The 19,739-nt window shown below is 64.4% G+C and carries 17 protein-coding genes; 7 read left to right on the top strand and 10 right to left on the bottom strand.

Going from position 1 to position 19,739, the window contains the following annotated elements; genetic code table 11:
* Positions 1-424: 424 nt before the first annotated feature.
* Positions 425-1,114 (top strand): response regulator transcription factor, encoded by a 690-nt coding sequence (locus tag B7R93_RS10895; protein WP_103020796.1) that lies wholly within the window; start codon positions 425-427, stop codon positions 1,112-1,114.
* Between the two features lie 209 nt (positions 1,115-1,323).
* Here the strand turns inward: B7R93_RS10895 and B7R93_RS10890 are convergent, their stop codons facing one another.
* A complete protein-coding gene (locus B7R93_RS10890; RefSeq protein ID WP_103020902.1) occupies positions 1,324-2,307 on the bottom strand; it encodes a PLP-dependent cysteine synthase family protein in 984 nt (327 codons plus the stop codon).
* A gap of 943 nt (positions 2,308-3,250) precedes the next feature.
* Between B7R93_RS10890 and B7R93_RS10885 the strand changes: the two genes are divergently transcribed.
* Positions 3,251-3,907: a TetR/AcrR family transcriptional regulator gene (locus tag B7R93_RS10885; protein ID WP_103020795.1), complete on the top strand. Its 657-nt coding sequence runs from the start codon at positions 3,251-3,253 to the stop codon at positions 3,905-3,907.
* A gap of 1,127 nt (positions 3,908-5,034) precedes the next feature.
* A complete protein-coding gene (gene nuoH / locus B7R93_RS10880; RefSeq protein ID WP_103020901.1) occupies positions 5,035-6,072 on the top strand; it encodes an NADH-quinone oxidoreductase subunit NuoH in 1,038 nt (345 codons plus the stop codon).
* A 565-nt stretch (positions 6,073-6,637) separates the two neighbouring features.
* Here the strand turns inward: nuoH and B7R93_RS10875 are convergent.
* Positions 6,638-8,131, bottom strand: coding sequence for an HAD-IG family 5'-nucleotidase (locus tag B7R93_RS10875; protein ID WP_103020794.1), 1,494 nt, complete (start codon positions 8,129-8,131; stop codon positions 6,638-6,640).
* Positions 8,132-8,192: 61 nt separating this feature from the next.
* Here B7R93_RS10875 and B7R93_RS10870 point away from each other — a divergent pair, with 61 nt between their 5' ends.
* Positions 8,193-8,564, top strand: a complete 372-nt coding sequence (locus tag B7R93_RS10870) for a DoxX family protein (RefSeq protein WP_232798334.1) — start codon at positions 8,193-8,195, stop codon at positions 8,562-8,564.
* Positions 8,565-8,607: 43 nt separating this feature from the next.
* On the opposite strand, the gene B7R93_RS10865 is transcribed toward B7R93_RS10870, so the two are convergent.
* A complete protein-coding gene (locus tag B7R93_RS10865; protein ID WP_103020793.1) occupies positions 8,608-9,357 on the bottom strand; it encodes an SDR family oxidoreductase in 750 nt (249 codons plus the stop codon).
* A gap of 247 nt (positions 9,358-9,604) precedes the next feature.
* Positions 9,605-11,224 (bottom strand): sodium:solute symporter family protein, encoded by a 1,620-nt coding sequence (locus B7R93_RS10860; RefSeq protein WP_103020792.1) that lies wholly within the window; start codon positions 11,222-11,224, stop codon positions 9,605-9,607.
* Between the two features lie 908 nt (positions 11,225-12,132).
* Between B7R93_RS10860 and B7R93_RS15915 the strand changes: the two genes are divergently transcribed.
* From B7R93_RS15915 to B7R93_RS10845, 3 genes are all read left to right on the top strand, one after another.
* The gene (locus B7R93_RS15915; protein WP_103020791.1) at positions 12,133-12,456 is read left to right on the top strand and encodes an efflux RND transporter permease subunit; all 324 of its coding nucleotides are present in this window, start codon (positions 12,133-12,135) and stop codon (positions 12,454-12,456) included.
* A 213-nt stretch (positions 12,457-12,669) separates the two neighbouring features.
* A complete protein-coding gene (locus B7R93_RS10850) occupies positions 12,670-13,356 on the top strand; it encodes an SDR family oxidoreductase (protein WP_103020790.1) in 687 nt (228 codons plus the stop codon).
* A gap of 88 nt (positions 13,357-13,444) precedes the next feature.
* Positions 13,445-14,878: a Na+/H+ antiporter NhaC family protein gene (locus B7R93_RS10845; protein ID WP_103020789.1), complete on the top strand. Its 1,434-nt coding sequence runs from the start codon at positions 13,445-13,447 to the stop codon at positions 14,876-14,878.
* 18 nt (positions 14,879-14,896) lie between these two features.
* Here the strand turns inward: B7R93_RS10845 and B7R93_RS10840 are convergent, their stop codons facing one another.
* The 6 genes from B7R93_RS10840 to B7R93_RS10815 form a co-directional block, all read right to left on the bottom strand.
* Positions 14,897-15,589: a peptide-methionine (S)-S-oxide reductase MsrA gene (locus tag B7R93_RS10840; protein WP_103020788.1), complete on the bottom strand. Its 693-nt coding sequence runs from the start codon at positions 15,587-15,589 to the stop codon at positions 14,897-14,899.
* A gap of 92 nt (positions 15,590-15,681) precedes the next feature.
* A complete protein-coding gene (locus tag B7R93_RS10835; protein WP_103020787.1) occupies positions 15,682-16,368 on the bottom strand; it encodes a peptide-methionine (S)-S-oxide reductase in 687 nt (228 codons plus the stop codon).
* Between the two features lie 248 nt (positions 16,369-16,616).
* Complete coding sequence (locus B7R93_RS10830) at positions 16,617-17,144, bottom strand: carboxymuconolactone decarboxylase family protein (RefSeq protein WP_103020786.1); 528 nt, start codon at positions 17,142-17,144, stop codon at positions 16,617-16,619.
* 161 nt (positions 17,145-17,305) lie between these two features.
* Positions 17,306-17,899: a TetR/AcrR family transcriptional regulator gene (locus B7R93_RS10825; protein WP_103020785.1), complete on the bottom strand. Its 594-nt coding sequence runs from the start codon at positions 17,897-17,899 to the stop codon at positions 17,306-17,308.
* Positions 17,900-18,007: 108 nt separating this feature from the next.
* Positions 18,008-18,700: a hypothetical protein gene (locus tag B7R93_RS10820; RefSeq protein WP_103020784.1), complete on the bottom strand. Its 693-nt coding sequence runs from the start codon at positions 18,698-18,700 to the stop codon at positions 18,008-18,010.
* Between the two features lie 126 nt (positions 18,701-18,826).
* The gene (locus B7R93_RS10815; protein ID WP_103020783.1) at positions 18,827-19,585 is read right to left on the bottom strand and encodes a flavodoxin family protein; all 759 of its coding nucleotides are present in this window, start codon (positions 19,583-19,585) and stop codon (positions 18,827-18,829) included.
* Positions 19,586-19,739: the final 154 nt, after the last annotated feature.

Genomic DNA, 19,739 nt, shown 5'->3' with positions numbered 1-19,739 from the left:
TCGCGTCCTTCTTACTGAAAGATGTACTTGGTTCACCTCTTTGCGAGGGTCCCGAGCAGGCAGGCCTTGGTACGACGTTTCGTCGAGAGACCGTACCATCGGATGCAGGGTGGTTCCCACGAGACGGACCGCCGTGTTTTGTAAATGTTAAGCAGGGCATCTGCGAAGCATCCCACCAGAGGTTCATTGTCCCTCTACACAACGCTCATGCAGGTCAGCTTGGGCAAAGGGACAGAATCTATGCGACGAACATGCGCCGCACGCACGCAGGTGCTCACCACTCGGACGGACGCTGGGAGACGAGGGCTTTGTGGGCAACTGCCCCGGCTCTACTCGTTCTCGGCGGCGTTCTGGAGAAAGAAACCACTGGGCATCCGGCCTCCCCTACGATCGTTGTGCCACCAGACATCCCAACTCTAGGCGGATGACTTCCGAAGCGGTTCGCGAAAAGACCCAAATCATCGTCGTTGACAAGCACCCTGCCATCCGGGAGGTCCTTCAGTCCAGGATTGCGGAGCATCCGGAGATGCAGCTGGAGGCGGAGTCTGCGAATTCGGAGGAGGCCCTTGCCCTCGCCGAGCGGCATGACCCCGACGTGGTGGTGGTAGAAATTTCGCTGGGGGACGCCGATGGGCTGACGCTCATCCAGGAGATCCGCTCCCAGATGCCGGAGGTTCGGATCCTTGTCTTCTCGAAGTACAACGAAGATCTGTACGCGGAGCGGGCCATCGAGGCGGGGGCATCGGGGTACGTCATGAAGACGAAACCGACCGAAGAGGTGATGCAGGCCATCGAGCTCGTCAGCGAGGGGCAGGTGTTTCTGAGTCGACACGTCTCGTCCCGCATTCTGAGTCGGCTGGTCCGCGGCAGCGGGGACGCGGAGACCTCTCCCCTCGAAAAGCTCACCGACCGTGAGCTCACCGTCTTCCGAAAAATAGGGGAGGGGCACAGCGTACGCCAGATTGCTGATCAGCTCGACCTAAACCGGAAGACGATCGAAACGTACCGGCGGCGCGCGAAGGAGAAGCTTGGTCACGAGACCGTGGAGGACTTGCTGCGGCACGCTGTGCAATGGGCCGAGCGGGGAACGCGCGAGCAGACGGGCTCGGAATAGCCTCCGGGGCCTCCCCTGCCCATTTGCTTTCGGGGACAGGCGGGGACAGGGGCTACAGCCCTCCTCGGCGGGTCCCTCGTCCACGAACCCCCTACGGTGATCGAGAAACAAAGAAGGGGGCCCTCAACAGCCCCGACTCTCTGAAGTCCAGAAGACCCGGTGCCAAGATGAGGTCCCCGCCGTGTTGATGATGCGGCCCGAGTAGGGCGTTACACATCGAACAGTGTGTCAAAGTACTGCTCGCCGCCGTCGCAGACGATCATCACGACCGTCGCATCCGGCTGCTCCGCGTGAATGTCGCGGGCGACGGAGAGGGCGGCCCCGGCGCTCGGCCCGACGGGGAGGCCGTGGGTCTGTGCGGCCTCACGGGCCTGTCGGAAGGCTTCTTCGTCGGCCACATCGCGCATCTCGTCAACGTGGTCGAACCACATGGTGGGAAGTTCGCCGCCCTTGCCCAGCCCCTCTACGCAGGTGTTATAGGGAACCGGGTCCGCGCCGTAGAACGAGGTGGAGATGTTGGAGTCCTCGGCGTCCACGCCCACGACGGTCACGTCCCGCCCCGCCTCCTCGGCCTGCTCTTTGATGTGCCGGGCACTTCCGCTGAGGAGCCCCCCCGTCCCCATTGCGCTAACGAGATGGGTGATGTCCGCCCCGGCCTGCGCCCAAATCTCCGGCCCCGTCCACCGGTAGTGAACGCCCGGATTGGACTGGTTGTGATACTGGTCGACCAGAAATGCGCCCGTGTCCTCGGCGATGCGCTGAGCCACTGCCCGGTAGTGGTCGGGGTGGTCCGAGTCCACGTCGGGGCACGTTCGCACCTCTGCCCCAAACGCCTTCATGTAGCCGATCTTGTAGGGGCTCGTCCCCTCCGGACACGTCAGTGTGCACGGGACCCCCAATCGGTTGGTGACGAGGGCCACGGCGCCCGCTGTGTTGCCGGAACTGGCCTCCACAACCCGGTCGAAGTCGCCCTCCTGAAGGGCCTCCGTGAGGATGCCCATGGCGATCCGATCTTTCATCGAGCGCGTGGGGTTCGCCGACTCCATCTTACAGAGCAATCGCCCGTCCTCCGCTCCGGGATACGGGAGCATGGGAGTGCCCCCGATCCGGTCTAGAACGGGATCGTCGGTGGGAAACGGGGAGGAGGGGAGGGTGTCGGGCTGTGCGGAACGAAGGGTCGCGTCGGTCGGCATGGAGGCACAGGGGATGAGCAGGAAAGCGAAGAAACGCTGCAAATTGGACCGGCCGGTCTCCTTTGTGTTCGGGAATGGCGTCGAATTCGGGCAGCGTTCGTCCGGAATGCCACAGCGCACGATGGGGGCATGCATCTTGGAATTGGGTCCAGTCGGCTGCAGGCTATTTCTAGAAACGTCCGTGCCACAGCCGGGGGCTGGACGGCGCTCCCCCGCACAGATCGTGTGGGACCTCGGCAGGGGCAGGGGCGGCCACGCGCCCTCGAATCGAAAATGAGAGCGCCACTTTGACAATGTGTTCTCTTGCGGGGCAGGCTGAAGGCAAAAGACACTGCGAAACCGCGGGGTCTAGAAGCCGCCGCACAGCTGAGAGCGCGAGGTGGATCGTGTCTCTTTGACGAAGAGTCAGATGAAGAGTCAAAAGGACTGGCCGGCTTCTGCGGGCGGGGTGACGCGAGCCCACGGGGCCGCGGCACCATCAGGTCCTGCCACGCCGATGCTTCCGGGCGGTCGTGTTTCGGGCAAGAGCCCGTGCCCCGCCCCCCTGAGCAGTCAATCTTCTTGTGGGTCAATTTTTTTGTCAAGATGTCAACACCTTTGACCCGGAACGGTGAGGTTTGCCATGACGGTATGTCAAGTCACGCAGAGTCCCCGCACATGTCGATGTGGCCTTATCCGGCCCCGAGAGACTGCTTGCCGTCTGGGAGGCGCGGACAACTACGACTCGTGGATCAGGATTGAGTTTGGCTTATGATTCGTCATGCGAGGCATGTCCGGAGGGCCTCTCGGGTCGCTCGGTGGAAGCAGTTTGGAAATGCGTGTCGACGTGTCAAGACGTGAGAAGAACGCCTATCGGGACAAATACGACATCAGAACGTATGTGCCTTGACGTTGTGTTCTCGAATCTCGCCACACTGCACTCAACGAGACAAACTTGCTTCCCATGCCAGTCGACAACCCCCAGCGTGAGAAGAAGAGACAGCGCCGCCAGACCATCGTCGACGCCGCGGACACCGTCCTCAAGGAGAAGGGCCGTGACGCGATGACAATGGCCGATATCGCCGACGCGGCAGAACTGAGCCGAAGCCTCCTTTACGTCTACTTTGAGGACATGGACGACATCGTACTCGCGGTCACGCACCGGGGGTTTCGGTCAATGCGGGAACGGTTTGAGGCAGCTGCACGGCAACACGAGACGGGACGTGCTCAGATCCGAGCGATTGGCGATGCGTACCTCCAGTTTTCCCAGGAAGAGCCGACCCGTTTCCGACTGGTCGCCCAGTTTGAGTCTCGCGTCGCCGATCCGGAAGACTCTCCTGAACGGGTACGCCATTGCCTCGTGGAGGCGGACCGGGGCCTCCAGGTTATGAGCACGGCCATTCGGAGGGGCATCGACGACGGCTCGATTCGCTCGACCCTCAACCCCCGGCAGGCGGCCCTCACGCTCTGGGGCTCTACGCATGGCCTGATTCAGCTTGCCGCCACCAAGGGCGGGGGGCTCGAGAAGCAATACGGCCTGGATCCCGGTTCCCTCGTCGACACCGGGCTGGACTTCCTCGGACGAGCCCTTGCCGACCTGCCCGCCAAAGATCTGGAATGACAAACTATCAAAACTGCACTTTCTACCAAAAACCCACTTTGTTGTCGATATGTCAAAAAGTGGGTTCTCTGTAGCTTGGTAGGCTCGGAGACGACGAGGAAGAGACTTCAAGGCGAGTTCGTGGAGTCGAAATTTGACACGACGTCAACAAGGAATGGCAAAGTGCATGGAGGGGGGCTCGATCCGTCTCGTGTTCCGGGCGGAAGAAGGGGTCCCTTTGCTGTGTCAATGAGGGAAATGGGACGGGGTACGTTTGGGTGACAAAGTGTTATACGGGCTGAGGGCGTGTGGCCTGTATTTTAGAACCGTGTGGTCCAGACGAACATGGGCTCCTCGGCACAGCTCGCGCTCTTCATGCAGCACGACTTCCGTGCGCGCTCTACGCAGAACAGATCAGTGTGCGTTGCGGTGTGCCCCCCGGCGTCTCGTCGAATGCGACGTAGCTGGCCGTGGCGGATTTCGCTCCCGCCCTTTCACCTTCAGCACGTAGTTAAGGATGCCGTCGTGGGGTTGGGCCTCGGGAGTACACTCCGGGCATTCGTTCCCGCTGCACTCGAAGATCCGTTCCGGATACACATCCGTCCTGAGCGCCCTGCCGGCCACGTCGCGCCCGTTGTCTTGGGATGTGCCTTTGTGTCTCCCTTCGGAAACATGCGACGGTGACGAGGCCTTGTCGAGGGCAGAAGGGCGGCCCTGAGCGGCGGTTCAGGCGGACCTCTCCGTGACGCCGGGCCAACGCCCGAAGCGCTACGGCCTGTGGGCCGTTTGGGCATTGGACAAAGAAGGCCCCCGTCCCCTTGGCCTCTACGCGGTCCGGGGCCCGTTGAGCGAGCAGGTCGATTGAGCGAGCAAGTCGACGGCCCCGCCAGGGCCCGATACATTCTACGGTCGTCGCGGGAGAAGTGAGGGGCCCAACGTGGAGAGAAACGGAAGAGTGCGGAGTTGAGGAACGAGCGGAGCACTCCGTCATGCGGGCCGTGAACTCTCCCCAAAAAGGGCGATGCCCCCGCAATTTTCCGGGACCACACAGTGCCAGATTGGTTGCGCCCGTCGCCAGCAACGGGTAGATTCAAATCCTTGAGCCTTTGCTTCTCTCGCCCACGTCCCTCGAACTCAACGGTGCGGACATGATCCCTTCAATGGTTTGGACGGCCCTAGGCGCTTTCCTCGTCATCAATGCGATGCTGCTCTCGGCGTCGCTGCTGGTATTTGCGGAGCGGCGCGTCTCGGCCTTCATTCAGAACCGCCCAGGCCCGAACCGGGTGGGACCGCTCGGGCTCCTACAGCCGTTTGCCGACGTGCTCAAGTTTGTGCTGAAGGAGGACGTCCAGCCCGCGCAGTCGAACAAGTTCATCCACTCGATGGCGCCGGTGGTTATGGTTGTCATCGCCATGACCACCGCGGCGCTCATTCCGTTTGCCGAGGGTGTGGTGGTGGCCGACCTCAACGTCGGCGTTATCATGCTCCTGGCGCTCACCTCCATCAGCGTCTACGGGGTGACACTGGCGGGCTGGAGCTCCAACAGCAAGTTTTCGCTGCTCGGGGGGCTGCGCTCGGCGGCGCAGATGGTCTCCTACGAGCTGTCGATGGGCCTGGCGGTCATTTCCGTTGTGCTCATCGCCGGGTCGCTCAACTTCATGGAGATTGTGGAGCACCAAAACTCGGGCGGCGCCCTGCTGGGCTGGAACGCGGTGCGCAACCCGATTGGCTGTCTCATCTTCATCGTTACGGCCTTCGCAGAGACCAATCGCGCCCCCTTCGACCTGCCGGAAGCGGAGGAGGAGTTGGTGGCGGGCTACCACACCGAGTACAGCGGCATGAAGTTCGGCATGTTCTTCCTCGCCGAGTACGTCAACTGGTTTATCGCCTCCTTCTTTATCGTCACGCTCTTCTTCGGGGGCTACCTGGTGCCGTTCGAGCCGCAGCTCATCGCCCTGTTTCCGGCACTGGAGGGCTCGACCCTGCTGGCGCTGCTCCAGTTTGGAAGCCTGATGCTGAAGGTGGGCTTCTTCGCCTTTCTCTTCATCTGGGTGCGGTGGACGTTCCCCCGCTTCAAGTACAACCAGCTCATGAAGGTCGGCTGGAAGTACCTGTTGCCCATCTCCCTGGCGAACGCGATCCTGATCGCCCTCGGCGTCGTGCTCTTCGGGGCGGTCGGGCTGTAGGGTTTTGCGTGGAGGGCAATGGTCTGAAGTTGTGTACGCAAAGGGGACCAGTCGTTCTCAACCTGCGAGTTTGTCCTTGCTTGGCCGACCTGGCAGGCCAACGTGCCCCTGTAGACACCTCCTCCGGTAAAGAGTGTCCATTTTGGCGGACCCAAAATGGACGAAACGGCCTTGGCGGTCAGAAAATGGCCTCAGCCCTGCCCGCGCTCCACTGACATTTCTCAAACTCGCTGTCGCTCGGGCATGAGAAATTTCGGTCGCTTCGCGCGCCCGGGTGTCCGGACGGCCATTTTCTGCCGGAAGCACTGAGAACCGGTAGGACTTACGTACTTGAGCCAAAATCACCGCCTACGGGTTAGACCCAGCGACAGTCGATGCCGCTCTGCTCGCGTAAAACGGCATTTGCAATCTCTGAAGATCATTTGCCGATTTCAACTGCGTAAGTCTTTCGGATCCAACAACTTGACGCTGTTGCGTTGAGGATTTTGTGTTGGAGGATTGGAGATTTGAGAGACAGCAGCGGGTCCGGATCCCGTCCTCTCTCCCGTGCCTCCAAGCCCGAACGCTACCCGTGCTCGGAGGCGGTCGTCTCGTCCCACTCGTAGCCGGAGGTGAGCGACTCGTACTGCGGGTCCCGCTCGGCGGCCTCGTCGTGGGGGAGGCTGCCACGGTGGGAGCGCAGGTAGGTAAAGGGGGTGTGGTGGAGGAAGTTGGAGACGCGTCCGGTGTAGACGTCGGCGTAGCGCTCCACCTGTCGCGCGAAGAGGCTCTTGTCCTTGCCGGTGCGCATGAGGGGGCCCCAGTTTTCGTTTGCGAGCTGGCTGGAGGCCTTGGCCAGGGGGGCGATGTCCTCATCAAGCGATCTCAGGCGCGTACGGAGGGCCGACATTTCCTGCTCGAGGGCCTCCACGTCCGGGCCGTCCGTCTCGCCATAGTTTCTGTGGAGGCGCTGACGGTCCAGGCGCTTCGCTGAGAGCTGGGCTTCGAGCTGCTCCTTCTGCTCCATCAGTTGCGAGAGGCGGGCCTGCGTGTCGGCAAACGACTGGAAGGCCTCGATCTCCTGCTCCAGCTCGCGCACCACGAGGGCTGTGCGCCATCGAAGCACCTTCTTCGACACGTTGACGTCCACGAACAGGTGGTCGCCCACGTAGAGAATTTCCTCCCCCCGCAGCCCGAGGGTCTGTTCCACGAGCGGGGCGTTGCCGCCCACGTATACGCGGTCCTCCTCCAGGGGCCCGTTTTGATGCTCGCGCAGCAGGCCGTCCTCGCGCTCGATGCGGAAGGCCGGCATGTCCACCGAGAAGAAGTCCGGCTTTCGTGCGCCCACGATGGACAGGTCGAACAGGTCCCGCCACGTCATGTCGTCGGGGAGGAAGTCGTCGAAGGCGTACGTCAGCATGGGCTGGGCGTAGCTCCACTCGGAGTTGGTAATCAGGAGCAGCTTCTTCCCGGCGCGCTTCTGGTCGAGAAGGGTAAGGGGCATTTCCGGGTCCAGATTCACGAAGCGCTCCGGGTTCTGGACGATGGCCTCCTTGAGGCGCCCCTCCATGTGGGCCTCGTCGAGCGTCCGCTGCACGCGCTCCCACAGGTCGGTGTAGCCCATCGAGCCTTCCAGCGCGCCGGCGTCGAGCAGGTCCACGAGCTGCATGTACATGCAGGCCGAGGAGATGGAGAAGAGGGTATTCAGGAAGTGCCAGCGGTCCTCCCCCAGGTCGACGAGCGTGCGCTGGTACACGCCGCGCTGCTGCTCGTAGCCGAGCGGCTCGGTGCCGTGGAAGGCCCGCTTCACGTACCCGAAGCGGTTGGCCTTCACCACGTTGCCCCGCTCGACGTCGATCACGAGGCCGCGGATGGCGAGCTCCGGGTCGAACCGCAGGTCGTCCACCGGCCACCCGTTCTTCTGGAGGCCCTCTCGGATGAAGGTGTAGGCCCGTTTTTCCCACTCCCGCATGTGGTAGTGGATGAGCGTGTAGTCCATGTCGTACCCGATGGCCTGGATGCCCCGCAGATTGAGGGTGCGGTTGCAGAAGAGGCCCCGGGCGGAATCAGTGGCGTCCATGAAATGAAGCAAGTCGGGAGGGAAGCGTGGTGGAGAGGTCGAAGAAACCTCCGGATCGCCCATGAACACAGGGAACTCCGGATTGCTTCATTACGAAATGATCGAGCACACCAGCAACGCTCCTCGACTATGGCCCGCGGCTTTTGTCCGCATCGTGCCGTCGTCCCTGCCCGCGCCCCGCACGCTGGTCTACGTGAGCGGGGCCGCCGAACCGCTCGGGGCCGCCGGGGGGCTGGTGCCAGGCCTGTGCGGGTACGCCGGATGGGGACTCATTCTGCTCCTGCTGGCCGTCTTCCCCGCCAACGTGCAGATGGCGCTCCACCCGTCCGACTTCGGCCGGATTCCGACGTGGGCGCCCTGTCTGCGCCTGCCGCTCCAGTTTGTCCTGATTGCCTGGGGCTGCTGGGCACTCGGTCTGCGACTCGGGGGATAAGGGGCTGGGGCGCTCGGTCCAGAGCGCTCCACTCGCCTATCCACTATCCCTGCTGGTCGGTCGGCATCACGAGCAGCTCCTCCACGTCCACGTGCTCGGGGGCCGTCAGGGCGTAGTGGATGGTGTCGGCGATGTCCTCAGAGTCCATCATTCTCATCTCCTCGTGGCCGCCCTCCAGCATCCCGAGGACGTCCTCATCGGTAATGGTGTGGGTCAGCTCCGTGTCTACGGCACCGGGCTCGATGGACGTGACGCGGATGTTGTGCGACGGCGCCAGCTCATTGCGCATGCGTTCCGACAGCGCCCGCACGAAGAACTTGGTGCCCGAGTACACGGCGCTTCCGGGGAAGGTGCGGCGGCCCGCCACGGAGGAGATGTTGACGATGTGCCCGCGCTCCTGCTCCAGCATGGCGGGCAGCACGGCGCCCACGGCGTGGAGCACCCCCTTCACGTTCACGTCCACCATCTGCTCCCACTCGTCCTCGTGGAGGTTCTCCATGAGGGAGAGCGGCATGATGCCAGCGTTGTTGACCAGGACGTCGATGCGCCCAAACGCGTCGAGGGTGGCGTCGGCGAGGGCCTGTACCTGGTCCCGATCGGTGACGTCGGTGGGGCAGACGATCGCGGTGCCCCCGTTGGCGTTGATGTCGTCGCGGAGCGATTCGAGGCGCTCCTCGCGGCGGGCGGCGAGGGCGACGGAGGCTCCGTCTTGAGCAAGTTGGTGCGCGGTCGCTTCGCCGATGCCGCTGGAGGCACCCGTGACGATGGCCGCGGTGTCGGTGAGGTCGGTCATGGAGACAGAAGAGTAGTTGGGAAGACTAAGGTGAAGTGCTGGTTCTTGAACCACACTGCTCCGTGGAAGGCGAGCTCCTCCGGAAGGATCCGGGCGGAGGCCCATCGCCTGTCGCAGATTTCCCCCAAACCGGTGCGCCGCGTCGTTCCACCGCCGAGGCACCCGTCGTGGTCAGAGAGGGGAAGCCTGCGTGCACCGACGCCGGTCCGGTCCGCCACAGCTCCGTCGGCAAGAACGTGCGGGGGAGCTACGCCCCGACCGGCTCCTCCCGCTCTTCCTTCTCCTCCTGCTTCAGCTGCTGGTTCAGCTCGTACATCTCGCGACGGCCCGAGTAGTAGTCCCCGTCGTAGCGCGCCAGCACCCGCTCGCTTGGGGACGTCCCGAAGGCGATCCCGACGAAGATGCCCACAATGGAGAGGGCAAGCCCGATGACGCCGTAGGCCAGGCCCGAGTTGGTGAGCCATGCCGGCAGCCAGCCCAGCATTTCGTACTTGCCAAGAAAGAAGAACAGGAAGATCCCGACGGTGCCGAAGATGATGGCCAGATAGGCCGAGAGCGTCGTCGGCTTCTTGGAAAATGCGCTGAACGTGGCGACGGCCGTCGTCGCCGAGATAAGGGCACTCGACAGGAAGTACATGTCGAACAGGCCCGGGAATTCGAACGCCCACAAGAGCGCGAGTCCAATGAAGCCGGCCGTCACGGCCCGGCCCGTGTTGAGGCGGGCGGTACCGCTCACGTCGTACCGCTCAAAGACGAGGGGCTCCAGCACGTCCTTCGTCAGGTTCATGGCGCACACGTTCACGTAGGTGTCGACCGACGAGAGCGCCATGCCCATGAGCGCCACGATGAGTGCCCCGGCGACGATGGGGTTGCTGAAGAGCTCCGTAATCATCGACGAGAAGATGAAGTAGCCGAAGTTGCCGACCTCGCTCGGAATTTCACCGCCGACGGGGGGGAAGATAACCAGGGCGGAGATCGCGATCAGGGTGGGCATCAGAACGACGATGAGAACGTTGAACGTCACGTTCCACCACATCCCCTTCTGAGCCTCCGTCTCGCTGGAGGTGGCCATCACGCGCTGCCACGCCCCCTGGAGGGTGATGAACCCGGGTGTGTAAATGAGCACCGCGGCGAACATGTAGGAGTAGCCCGGCGAGTCCCAGTCCCACAAGTGATCGGCGTAGATCGGTGGCGTCTCGTTGATCTGCGAGACGATTTGGCCGACCCCGCCCGAGATGGACGCCGCCTCCATCATGCCATACACTGAGAGTGCCACCAGCATGATGGCCGCACAGATGAACTGGATCAGGTCCGTGCGCAACACAGAGCGGAAGCCGCCCAGCGTCACGTAAATCCCGAACGTGATGCTCACGATGACGGCCATCGTGACGATGCCCACCTCCAGCGGCTTCGACAGGACGGCGCTTAGCACGTAGATCTCCGCCGCCAGCCATGTGAGGTACGCGAAGCTCTGCACCGGCCCGAGCAGCGTCTGTGTCATGCGATCGAAGCGGAACCGCAGAATCTCAGGAATCGAGACGCCCGGAAACCGCCGAAACAGCTTCGGCACGAACAGGAGCCCAACGGTACAGAGAATCCAGGGGATCGTAAAGATCCAGATGGCCCCCAGTCCATAGGCGTACCAGAGATACATTTGCCACGTCATCCAGCCGAGTAGGAGCCACCCCGCCGCCAGGGAGGCCGCGGTCCACCAGCCCGGCACGGTCCCCTCCCCGATCCAGAAGTCAAACGCCCGCTCGCCCCGGTCGTCGACCGTGCGCAGTCCGATGAATTGGTACGCGCCGATGGCAACCATGCCCGCCAAAAATGCACCCGCAAAGATCCAGTAGATCGCCAGTTCGCTCATCCGCCGGAAAGAAGTCTAGTTGGGAAGTCTGCGCCGTGTGCAAAAGGGCTCAGGAAAATGACACACGATTTGGAGAAACCAGTAGTGCTTTTGCTTTCGCAAAATCAAGCCATAACGTATGGGTCCTTTCGACGAGTCGCCACCGCTTCGTTCGATGTGCCCCCTTTATTACAGACCTTCACGCAGGTCTGAATACAAGATGGGAGATTGGGGAGCACACGTCTGGGCTGCGTCTTGTCGCAGGAATGTCTCCCTTCGCTGCACCGGCCCGGTGAGCTTCTTCCGGTTCTATACAGTGCAGACCCGGAGGCCACCCGCGACGGACCGATGTTGGTGAGACATTAGCGAGACAATGGTGCGCCTCGTGGTGCTGGGCATTGCACCGAATCGGATCGGCCAAACGTCAAAACAGATCCCCAATTTAGCCACGCACGCACAGGGCCGACGAGGCATAGGACCCGTCGTGCCAGGTGGGCCCCTGGCAACGGCACCGTTCCGGCTGCACCAACAGAGACAGCGTTTTTGGAAGGGCTTCCGAAACCGGTCGCTCATCAATCTTTCCTACAATCAGACGCAGCCCAACCATGCCGATGTCCTCCGCTCCTGTGGTGCGGCGTAGTTCCATTTCTTCCTCCGTCCCCTAGTCCGCAGTCCCCACTGCAAGCTGCCCGCCTGTTGGCCAGCGAGCCGGCTCCTTCCTGAGAGGCCCTCCTTCTTCGTGCGCCATACCGCCCTCCGGAGGCGATCGCCGAGCACCCGGCCGTAGCGACGTGGATGCGGCGTGGCTGGAAAGTCGCAAGTGCCCGGGAGCGACTCATAGAGGGCGAAGGCACGCGGCTTCTCGTCACGCTTCGTCGAGCGGGAGGGTCCCCGTCGAGAGGCACACCCCGCTCGGGGGGCGGGACGAGGTGGATCTTCCGACGGGGGACTCCCTCACCTGGAGCGGGCAGTACGAGTACGTGGAGCGGGCCAACAAGCGGCTCCAGGTTCTGGTGCCCATTACGCTCGCGATCATCTTTTTGCTGCTCTTCCTGCACCTCAAGAGCGCCTACAAGTCGGCGCTCTTGCTGGGCTTTCTCCCGCTTTGCATTGTGGGGGCCACCTGGCTGATGGTGGTGCTCCCGGCGGCCTACATGCTGATCCAGCGGTACTGCTACCGACGCCAGCTTCAAGGGAATGAGAGAGAACGAGCCCAGACGACCGAGGAGGCCCGAGGGGCGAGCCTGCCGTAACTGATCGCTCGGCGGGTCTCCGTGGGCGCTTTTGGAAAGAAAAGAGATGGGTCATGGAACCGTCAACGCCCGTATGGTGTGGCGGCCCGTTGCACGAGTCTCTCCTCGTCCGGGAGGGGGGGAGGGCAGCCAGGATGTTATTGACCAGAACGCGTCCAGTCGATACGTTGGGGGCACGCGTCCGTTGCACTTCGCATCAACGCTTCGACCGCCATGCCCACCGCTGCCATCACCGGCGCCGCCGGCACCATCGGCTCCGTCACCGCCGAGGTGTTCGCCGACGCGGGCTGGGACCTCGCCCTCATTGACGTCGGCGACGAGAACCGCGCCACGCTGGAGGCCGCCTTCCCCGATGCCCAGGTGTTCGACACGGACCTGACCGACGAGGAGGCCACGATGGAGACGTTCGCGGATCTCTGGGCGGAGCAGGCGTCCCTCGACGCCGTGCTGGCCATCGCCGGGGGCTTCGCGATGCAGCAGGCCGTCGAGTCGACGACCGACGACTACGCGCACATGATGGACCTGAACTTCCGCACCCTCTTCCATACGGCTCGGGCCGCGGTGCCCTTTCTCACGCGGGCAGAGAGTAGCGTTCTGCTCGGCGTGTCCGCCCCGGCGGCCTTGGAGGGACAAGCGGAAGCCGGCCTCTACGGGGCCTCGAAGGCCGCGGTGGCGTCCTACCTCAAGTCCCTCGGGCTGGAGGAGCAGACGGCGGGCCTGCGCACGACCGTCCTCTACCCGATGGGCGTGGTCGACACGCCGGACAACCGCGAGGCGATGCCGGACGCGGACCCTTCGGGCTGGGTGGCGCCGCGCCAGCTGGCCGATACGATGCTCCACGCGGCCACCCGCAGTCCCCGGGGCCACGTGCCGGAGCTGAAGGTGCACGCGACGCCGTAACGCATCCCGTGGTGGTCGCCCTCACTGTTCGGCCATCCCGGCACCGCCGGCCTCGTCGGCGAGACTTTCTCAGGGACGTGGTGTTTGAATGGACTGGATCGTTTTGCTGCCGCCCGTCGTGGCGATTGGACTTGCGATGTGGACCCGGCAGATCTACCTGTCGCTGTTTGCCGGGCTCTGGCTGGGCACCACCATCCTCGCCGGGGGGAATCCGCTCCTCGGGCTTCGCGAGCTGGCCGACCAGGTGGTGACGGTCTTCACGACCGAGAGCAACGCCCGTATCCTCATCTTTTGCCTGCTGGTGGGCAGCCTCGTGGCGCTGGTGCAGGCCTCCGGGGGCGTGCGGGGCTTCATCAAGTGGGCGCGGGCCCGCGGCTGGGGCGAGAGCCGGCGCGGGGCCGAGCTGTTGGCGTGGGGCATCGGCGTGGTGCTCTTCGTCGAGTCGAACATTTCGTCCCTCACCGTCGGGGCGGTGAGCCGCCCGCTGTTCGACCGTCTCAACCTGCCCCGCGAGAAGCTGGCCTACTACTGCGACGCCACCTGCGCGCCGGTCTGCATGTCGATTCCGCTCAACGGGTGGGGCGCCTTCGTGCTGGGCCTGGTCGGGGCGCAAGAGCTGTCCCAAAACGCCGTGGCCGTGCTGGCCGAGGCAGTGCTTTTTAACTTCTTTGCCCTCTTCGCGATCGGCTTCTCGCTCGTGCTGGCGCTGACGGGCTGGCGCTTCGGGGCCATGCGACGGGCCGAGGAACGGGCGGAGACGACGGGACAGGTCCTGCGCCCCGACGCCCAGCCGATGATCGAAGAGGACGTGGCCCGCATCGAGCCGCCCGAGGACGTGACGCCCCGGGCACGCAACCTGCTGCTTCCCGTCGCCGTCATGGTTGCGATGATTTTTGCTGGGCTGTACGTCACCGGGGGGGGCAATTTGATGGAGGGCAGTGGCTCGACGGCCGTGCTGTGGGCCGTGGGGGCGGCCCTCGGGGCGGCGCTGCTGCTCTACGCGGTCCCGCGTCCCCTCTGGAGCGGACGCTCCACCCTCACGCTGGGCGCGTCGATGGACTGGGTGGTGAAGGGGGCGTCCGGCCTCGTGCCCGTCACGCTGCTGCTGGTGCTTGCGTTTGCAATTGGGCAGGTCTCCCAGGCGCTCGAGATGGGCGACTACGTGGTACAACTGGTGGGCGCGCAGGGCCCGGCCTGGTGGATGCCGGTGCTTGTGTTCGGGGTGTCGAGCTTCGTCGCGTTTACGCTCGGGTCCTCGTGGACCGCCTTCGCCATCCTCATTCCGGTAGTGATGCCGCTGGCCGTCGAGATTGCACTGCCATCGTCGCTCATGCTGGGGGCCGTGCTGTCCGGCGGCATCTTTGGCGATCACACCTCGCCTCTCTCCGACACGTCCATCATCTCGTCGATGGCGGCGGCGTCCGACCACGTGGACCACGTCAACACGCAGATGCCCTACGCGCTGGTGCAGGCCGGGCTGGCGGCCGCCGCGTTCGTCGCGGCGGGCCTGCTCACCGGATAACCGGGGACGCAGGGCCGTTCATGCCCGATGACGGCCTTCGGCAATCGTGCGGAGGGCGTCGGTCGCGTTCGCGGGCAGGCCGAGGCGGGGGGCATCGTCGTCGAGCCGCATCGGGGAGCGGTGGCCGCCCACGTAGCCGTTTGCGAGGGCCACGGCGGGGGAGTCGGCAAGGGCCTGCGCCTCCGGATACACGGCCCGAAACGGGTCGAAGACCGCGGCGTGACGGCGGAGCGTGTGCTTCTGGTGGTACGGCTCGGCGCGGGTGAAGGCCGCGTCCTCGATGATCTCGGTGCTGAGGGCGCCGTCGTGCCCGTCGGCAACGTCGGCCCTCGACGCACGGGCCTGCTCAAGTTGCTCGGGCGTGGCGGGAAAGAGGGCGGACTGATACTGTCGCTTCAATGGTGCCCGCGTGGGATCGTGGGCGCTCCAGAAGAGGTCGAGGAGATCGGGGTAGGAAATGTGGGCCGGGTCGTACGCCACGCGGACGGCCTCGATGTGGTCGCCAATGTCCTCGTAGGTGGGAGTGGAGGACCCGCCGCCGGCGTACCCCACTGTGGTGCGTACTACGCCCCCCTGGGCCCCAAAGAGCGCGTCGGGGCCCCAGAAGCATCCCAGCGCGAAGGCCGCGTGGGCGAGGTCGGTTGGGGCCTGGCGATCCATCGGGGGCACGTCCATCGAGGCGTCGGCGGAGGATGGGTCGGGCGATGGCATTGAGGGAAAGAGACGTCTGGAGCGAACGATGCGAGAAGAATCGCGGCGGCCTGTGCGTGCGGCATTTCTGATGGAGCCGGAGTGGCTGTTTGTCAGGCGGCCCGCTCCGCCTGTACGAAGGCGTTCCAGCGGCTGTGCCGGCAAGTCGCTGTGCGCAGGGTTGCGGTGGCGTCGTTGGGGAGTCCGAGACGGGCCTGGTCGTCGGCGAGGCGGGCCGGACTGCGGTAGCCGCCGACGTATCCGGCGGCGAGCGCGGCCGCGGGCGACCGTGCAAACGCTCGTTCGCTCGGAAGTCGGGCCCGAAGGGCGCCCGTCACGTCCTCGTAGCGGCGGAGCGTGTGCTTTTGATGCCGGAGCGCGGCGGCCGAGAACTCGCCGCCGTCGATGATCTCAACGCGCCCAGCCTGTTCGTCCCGCCCAATGGCGTCGGCCCGTGAGGCCCGTGCTCGCTGCGCCTGACGTTCGTTCTGGGGAGCGAGCAGGGGCTGGTACCGGCGCTTGGCGGGCGTCAGGGCGGGATCAAACACGGTCCAGAAGCGGTCCAGGAGCCCGGCGTAGCGGAGCCGCGCCGGGGCGTACTCGATCCGTACCGCCTCGGCATGGTCCCCGATTGTAGCGTATGTCGGATCGGAGACCTGTCCGCCGGCAAAGCCGACCGTGGTGCGGGCCACGCCGTCCAGCGCGCCGAAGGCCGCCTCTACCCCCCAGAAACATCCAAGGGCCACGACGGTCGTCTCGGTGGTTGCAGGGACCGTCCGGTCCATCGGGGGCGGCTTCATCGAACGGAGGCGTGGTGTTGTAGGGAGCAGACGGCCCTCTAAACGCAGGGATGGCGAGTGTGATGTGGCTGGGATGGAGGGCGATGGGACGGGGGGCAATCATGACGGCGGAGCCGTGGCCGTCCCCCAACAAAACAACAAAAAACGCCGGCCCCTCCCAGAGGGAGAGGCCGGCGCGCTCGGCCGGCGGCGATCCATCACCGCCGTCTTGGTGGGGGCAAACGGTCGTCGGTGCGACGTTTCGGAGCCTACCCCTGGAATGGCTCATCGATTTCTGTATCAGCAATGTGATTTACGTAGTTGCTGATCGTCTTGATGCCGGCGAGGGTGACAATCTCGTAGAGTGCCGGGCGCTCCAGTCCGAGGTCGGCGAACTCCGCCTCGTCGACGTCGGAGAGCCAGCCCCGCTTGCCGAGGATGCGGCGCGTGGCCCGCACGAGGCTCTTCAGCCGGTCGTCGGACGGGAGGCCGCCCTCGTTGATCGTCTCGACGGTCTCCGTGTCGAGGCCGGCCTGCTGCCCGGCTACGGCGTGGGCCTTCGTGCAGTAGTGGCAGTCGTTGTAGCTGGAGACGGCGAGAATGACGGCCTGCTGCTCGGCCGGGGAGAGCACGCCGTCCTCCTCGATGATGCCGTTGGCGGAGAGGTAGACGTCCGCGGCGGCCGGGTTCTCGCCCGCAATCTCTTGCACCAGATTCGGCACGAAGCCGAGGGCCTGTTCGGCCTTTTCGTGCACCTGCTGCTCGTGGTCGGTCTGTTCAGCGGTGGTCGTAGCCATAAAAGGATTGAGGTTGGGTTGGTACGTACAGCGTCTGTGGACAACAACCTCCACCGAAGAAGCGGCAAAGGCTGTCTTTTCTTACTTACCAGTAAGTAAGTACAGGGGGATATCCTGCAGGTTCCTGTGGCGATTGGTTTGTGGGGACAAGTCGCGAACCGTTACGAGACGATGGTGTCGATGAGGCGGTGGAGCCGGGCCCGGTAGGCGTCGGGCCCCCGGTCGCGCGTCGTGAGCATCGCGCCCTCGATGGTGGCGAGGAGCAGTTCCGCCACCCCTCGGGGCGAGTCGTACCCCGCCAGTCCGGCCCCCTCGGCGTGTGCCTCGGCAATCACCGTCGTGAGCCAGTCCTCTTGCTCGGCAAAGAAGTGGCGCACCTCCCGCCGGACTGGTTCGGGAAGCGTCTCATCATCGGCCGCGAGCACACCGCAGAGGCACAGTCCCCCGTGCTCCAAGATCCCGACGTAGCCGTTCACGTACTGCTCCAATCGTCCGCGTGCGCCATCTTCTTCCGCCCAGATGGTAGACCGGGCAGCAGCGTTTCGTTTGCGGTAGCGCGCCACGAGGGCCTGTCCCAGATCGGCCTTCGTGGAAAAGTGGTAGTGAATTGCCGCCGTTGTGAGGCCCAGCACGTCGGCGAGGTCCCCGTAGCTGACGGCATTGTACCCGCACTGCTGCACCAGGTCCTGCGCCGCATCGAGAATGCGGGTGGCGGTGTCGGTGTGTTCTGTGGACGAAGCGTTCGGGGTGTGCATCGCGCGATTGCACTTACCAATCAGTAAGGAAGCAGTCCGGAGACACGTTCGGGGGGGAGCAGGGTTCCGCCAAGTGATGCCCTGTGCAGTTCCCAAAGGGGTGGGTACTCAGTCGAGCTCGAACCGTTCGAAGAGCGCTCCGCGTTCGTAAAGGTACCAGACGACGAGAAGATAGGGCAGCATAGGGGCCGCGAAGAGGACCCAGGTGAAGGGGGTCGAGAAGTCTCTCTGGGCCGCCCGGAAAAACGTGGGGAGCATGCAGAAGAAGTAGAGCGCCCCGAAGGGAAAGAGGGTATAGTTCATCCGAATCTTCAGGACGTCCGAGAGGCCTGTGTCGAAGAGATACAGAGGGAACTGCGCGGCGACGACGGTGCCGAGGACGAGCACCAGGAGGCCACTCAGGGCGAGCAGAAGCGCGGTCTCGGCGGACCAGGCGTCCATCGGCGCGACGAGTGTCGGACGGGCGGCCGGATCGGGGAACGGAGCCTTGCGGCGCACAATCGTCTCGTTTTCCGCGATCACGACGCACTGGTCCACGTGCTCACGGCAGTTGGCGAGAGCGATGTCTCGGGCCGTTTGCAGGGAGGGCTGCCCGTGAGCAGTGCCCCACCCGCCCCGGCCCAGTGCAAATGCACGATCGGGGGGCTGCTGGGCGTAGGTGTTGAAGGGATCGTGGATGGGGGGAGAGAGATAGCCGGGCGCCTCTTGTCCGAAGAGCGAGCACGGGGCCGCGCCAAGTGTGGCGAGAAGCGCGACGACGAGATACAGCCCGGACCCTCCTCTCCTCGTTTCGTCGTTCATGTGTGCGATGGGCACAACCGTGAAAGCGCCTGTTCTCTTCCTATTGGCGCAAAGAGCAGGCCACAGTCGGCGTGGAGGCAAGGCCGCCCCATCGTTTTTCCCCGAAGAGAAGGACTGCGGGGGGCGCTACCGGTGCTCCGGATTCGGGTGGTCGAACCGGCAGCCGGCCTCCCACTTGGAGCGCTGGTTGCCATGGGCGGGCACCCCGTCGGCCTCGTGGAGCTGGAGGGCCGTGTGCATCAGGTTCCACGTCATGAACGTGGTGTTGCGCTGGGTAAAGTCATTTTCGACGCCCACGCGGGAGCCGTCGTCCCGCTCGTCGCCGTAGCTGGGGCCCGGGCCCGCGGGGCCGATCCAGCCGGCGTCGGCCTGTGGTGGGATTGTGTAGCCGAGATGCTGCAGGGCGTAAAGGATGCCCATTGCACACTGTTTGATGCCGTCTTCGTTGCCGGTGATGAGGCAGCCCGCGGCGCGGCCGTAGTAGGCGTACTGGCCCTCGTCGTTCAGGTCGCCACTGTTGCCGTACAGCCGCTCGATCACGCGCTGGCAGACGGACGACTTCTCCCCGAGCCAAATGGGCGAGCCGAGGACGAGAATGTTGGCGTCGAGCACCGTCTGGTAGAGCTCAGGCCAGTCGTCGGCGTCGGCGCCGTGCTCGGTCATGTCGCCGTAGACCCCGGCGGCGAGGTCGAGGTCGACGGGCCGCATGATGTCGACGGACACGTCGTTTTCCCGCATGATGGCGGCGGACGTGTCCATGAGGGTTCGGGTATGGGAGTCCTGGGGAGACGGCTTCAGCGTGCAGTTTAGGAAGAGGGCGCTGAGGTCGGAAAAGTCGGTGTCGGAGGCGTCGCAGAGGGCCTGCTGTTTTTCGTTGAGGGACATGGGGGGAGGACGGTTGGAGCGTTGAATGTTGAAGAGGAGAGAGGCAGGAGGGGCGGACGGTCAGCCGGTCGTGAGCGGCTCGAGGTGACGAGCGGCGTCGATGGACGTGGAGAAGACGGAGCCGTTTGGGACCTCGGTCCAGTCCTCATCGGTG

The sequence above is a fragment of the Salinibacter altiplanensis genome, from assembly GCF_002894645.1.
GTDB lineage: Bacteria > Bacteroidota > Rhodothermia > Rhodothermales > Salinibacteraceae > Salinibacter > Salinibacter altiplanensis.
This window is presented reverse-complemented; position numbering and strand designations above follow the sequence as displayed.

Excerpts from the sequence above, each read along its gene's own strand:
- B7R93_RS10870 (WP_232798334.1), top strand. The coding sequence starts at position 8,193 with ATGAACACAGGGAACTCCGGATTGCTTCATTACGAAATGATCGAGCAC.
- B7R93_RS10860 (WP_103020792.1), bottom strand. The coding sequence starts at position 11,224 with ATGAGCGAACTGGCGATCTACTGGATCTTTGCGGGTGCATTTTTGGCG.
- B7R93_RS10825 (WP_103020785.1), bottom strand. The coding sequence starts at position 17,899 with ATGCACACCCCGAACGCTTCGTCCACAGAACACACCGACACCGCCACC.
- B7R93_RS10885 (WP_103020795.1), top strand. The coding sequence starts at position 3,251 with ATGCCAGTCGACAACCCCCAGCGTGAGAAGAAGAGACAGCGCCGCCAG.
- B7R93_RS10815 (WP_103020783.1), bottom strand. The coding sequence starts at position 19,585 with ATGTCCCTCAACGAAAAACAGCAGGCCCTCTGCGACGCCTCCGACACC.
- nuoH (WP_103020901.1), top strand. The coding sequence starts at position 5,035 with ATGATCCCTTCAATGGTTTGGACGGCCCTAGGCGCTTTCCTCGTCATC.
- B7R93_RS10875 (WP_103020794.1), bottom strand. The coding sequence starts at position 8,131 with ATGGACGCCACTGATTCCGCCCGGGGCCTCTTCTGCAACCGCACCCTC.
- B7R93_RS10845 (WP_103020789.1), top strand. The coding sequence starts at position 13,445 with ATGGACTGGATCGTTTTGCTGCCGCCCGTCGTGGCGATTGGACTTGCG.
- B7R93_RS10840 (WP_103020788.1), bottom strand. The coding sequence starts at position 15,589 with ATGCCATCGCCCGACCCATCCTCCGCCGACGCCTCGATGGACGTGCCC.
- B7R93_RS10835 (WP_103020787.1), bottom strand. The coding sequence starts at position 16,368 with ATGAAGCCGCCCCCGATGGACCGGACGGTCCCTGCAACCACCGAGACG.
- B7R93_RS10895 (WP_103020796.1), top strand. The coding sequence starts at position 425 with ATGACTTCCGAAGCGGTTCGCGAAAAGACCCAAATCATCGTCGTTGAC.
- B7R93_RS10820 (WP_103020784.1), bottom strand. The coding sequence starts at position 18,700 with ATGAACGACGAAACGAGGAGAGGAGGGTCCGGGCTGTATCTCGTCGTC.
- B7R93_RS10890 (WP_103020902.1), bottom strand. The coding sequence starts at position 2,307 with ATGCCGACCGACGCGACCCTTCGTTCCGCACAGCCCGACACCCTCCCC.
- B7R93_RS10850 (WP_103020790.1), top strand. The coding sequence starts at position 12,670 with ATGCCCACCGCTGCCATCACCGGCGCCGCCGGCACCATCGGCTCCGTC.
- B7R93_RS10865 (WP_103020793.1), bottom strand. The coding sequence starts at position 9,357 with ATGACCGACCTCACCGACACCGCGGCCATCGTCACGGGTGCCTCCAGC.
- B7R93_RS10830 (WP_103020786.1), bottom strand. The coding sequence starts at position 17,144 with ATGGCTACGACCACCGCTGAACAGACCGACCACGAGCAGCAGGTGCAC.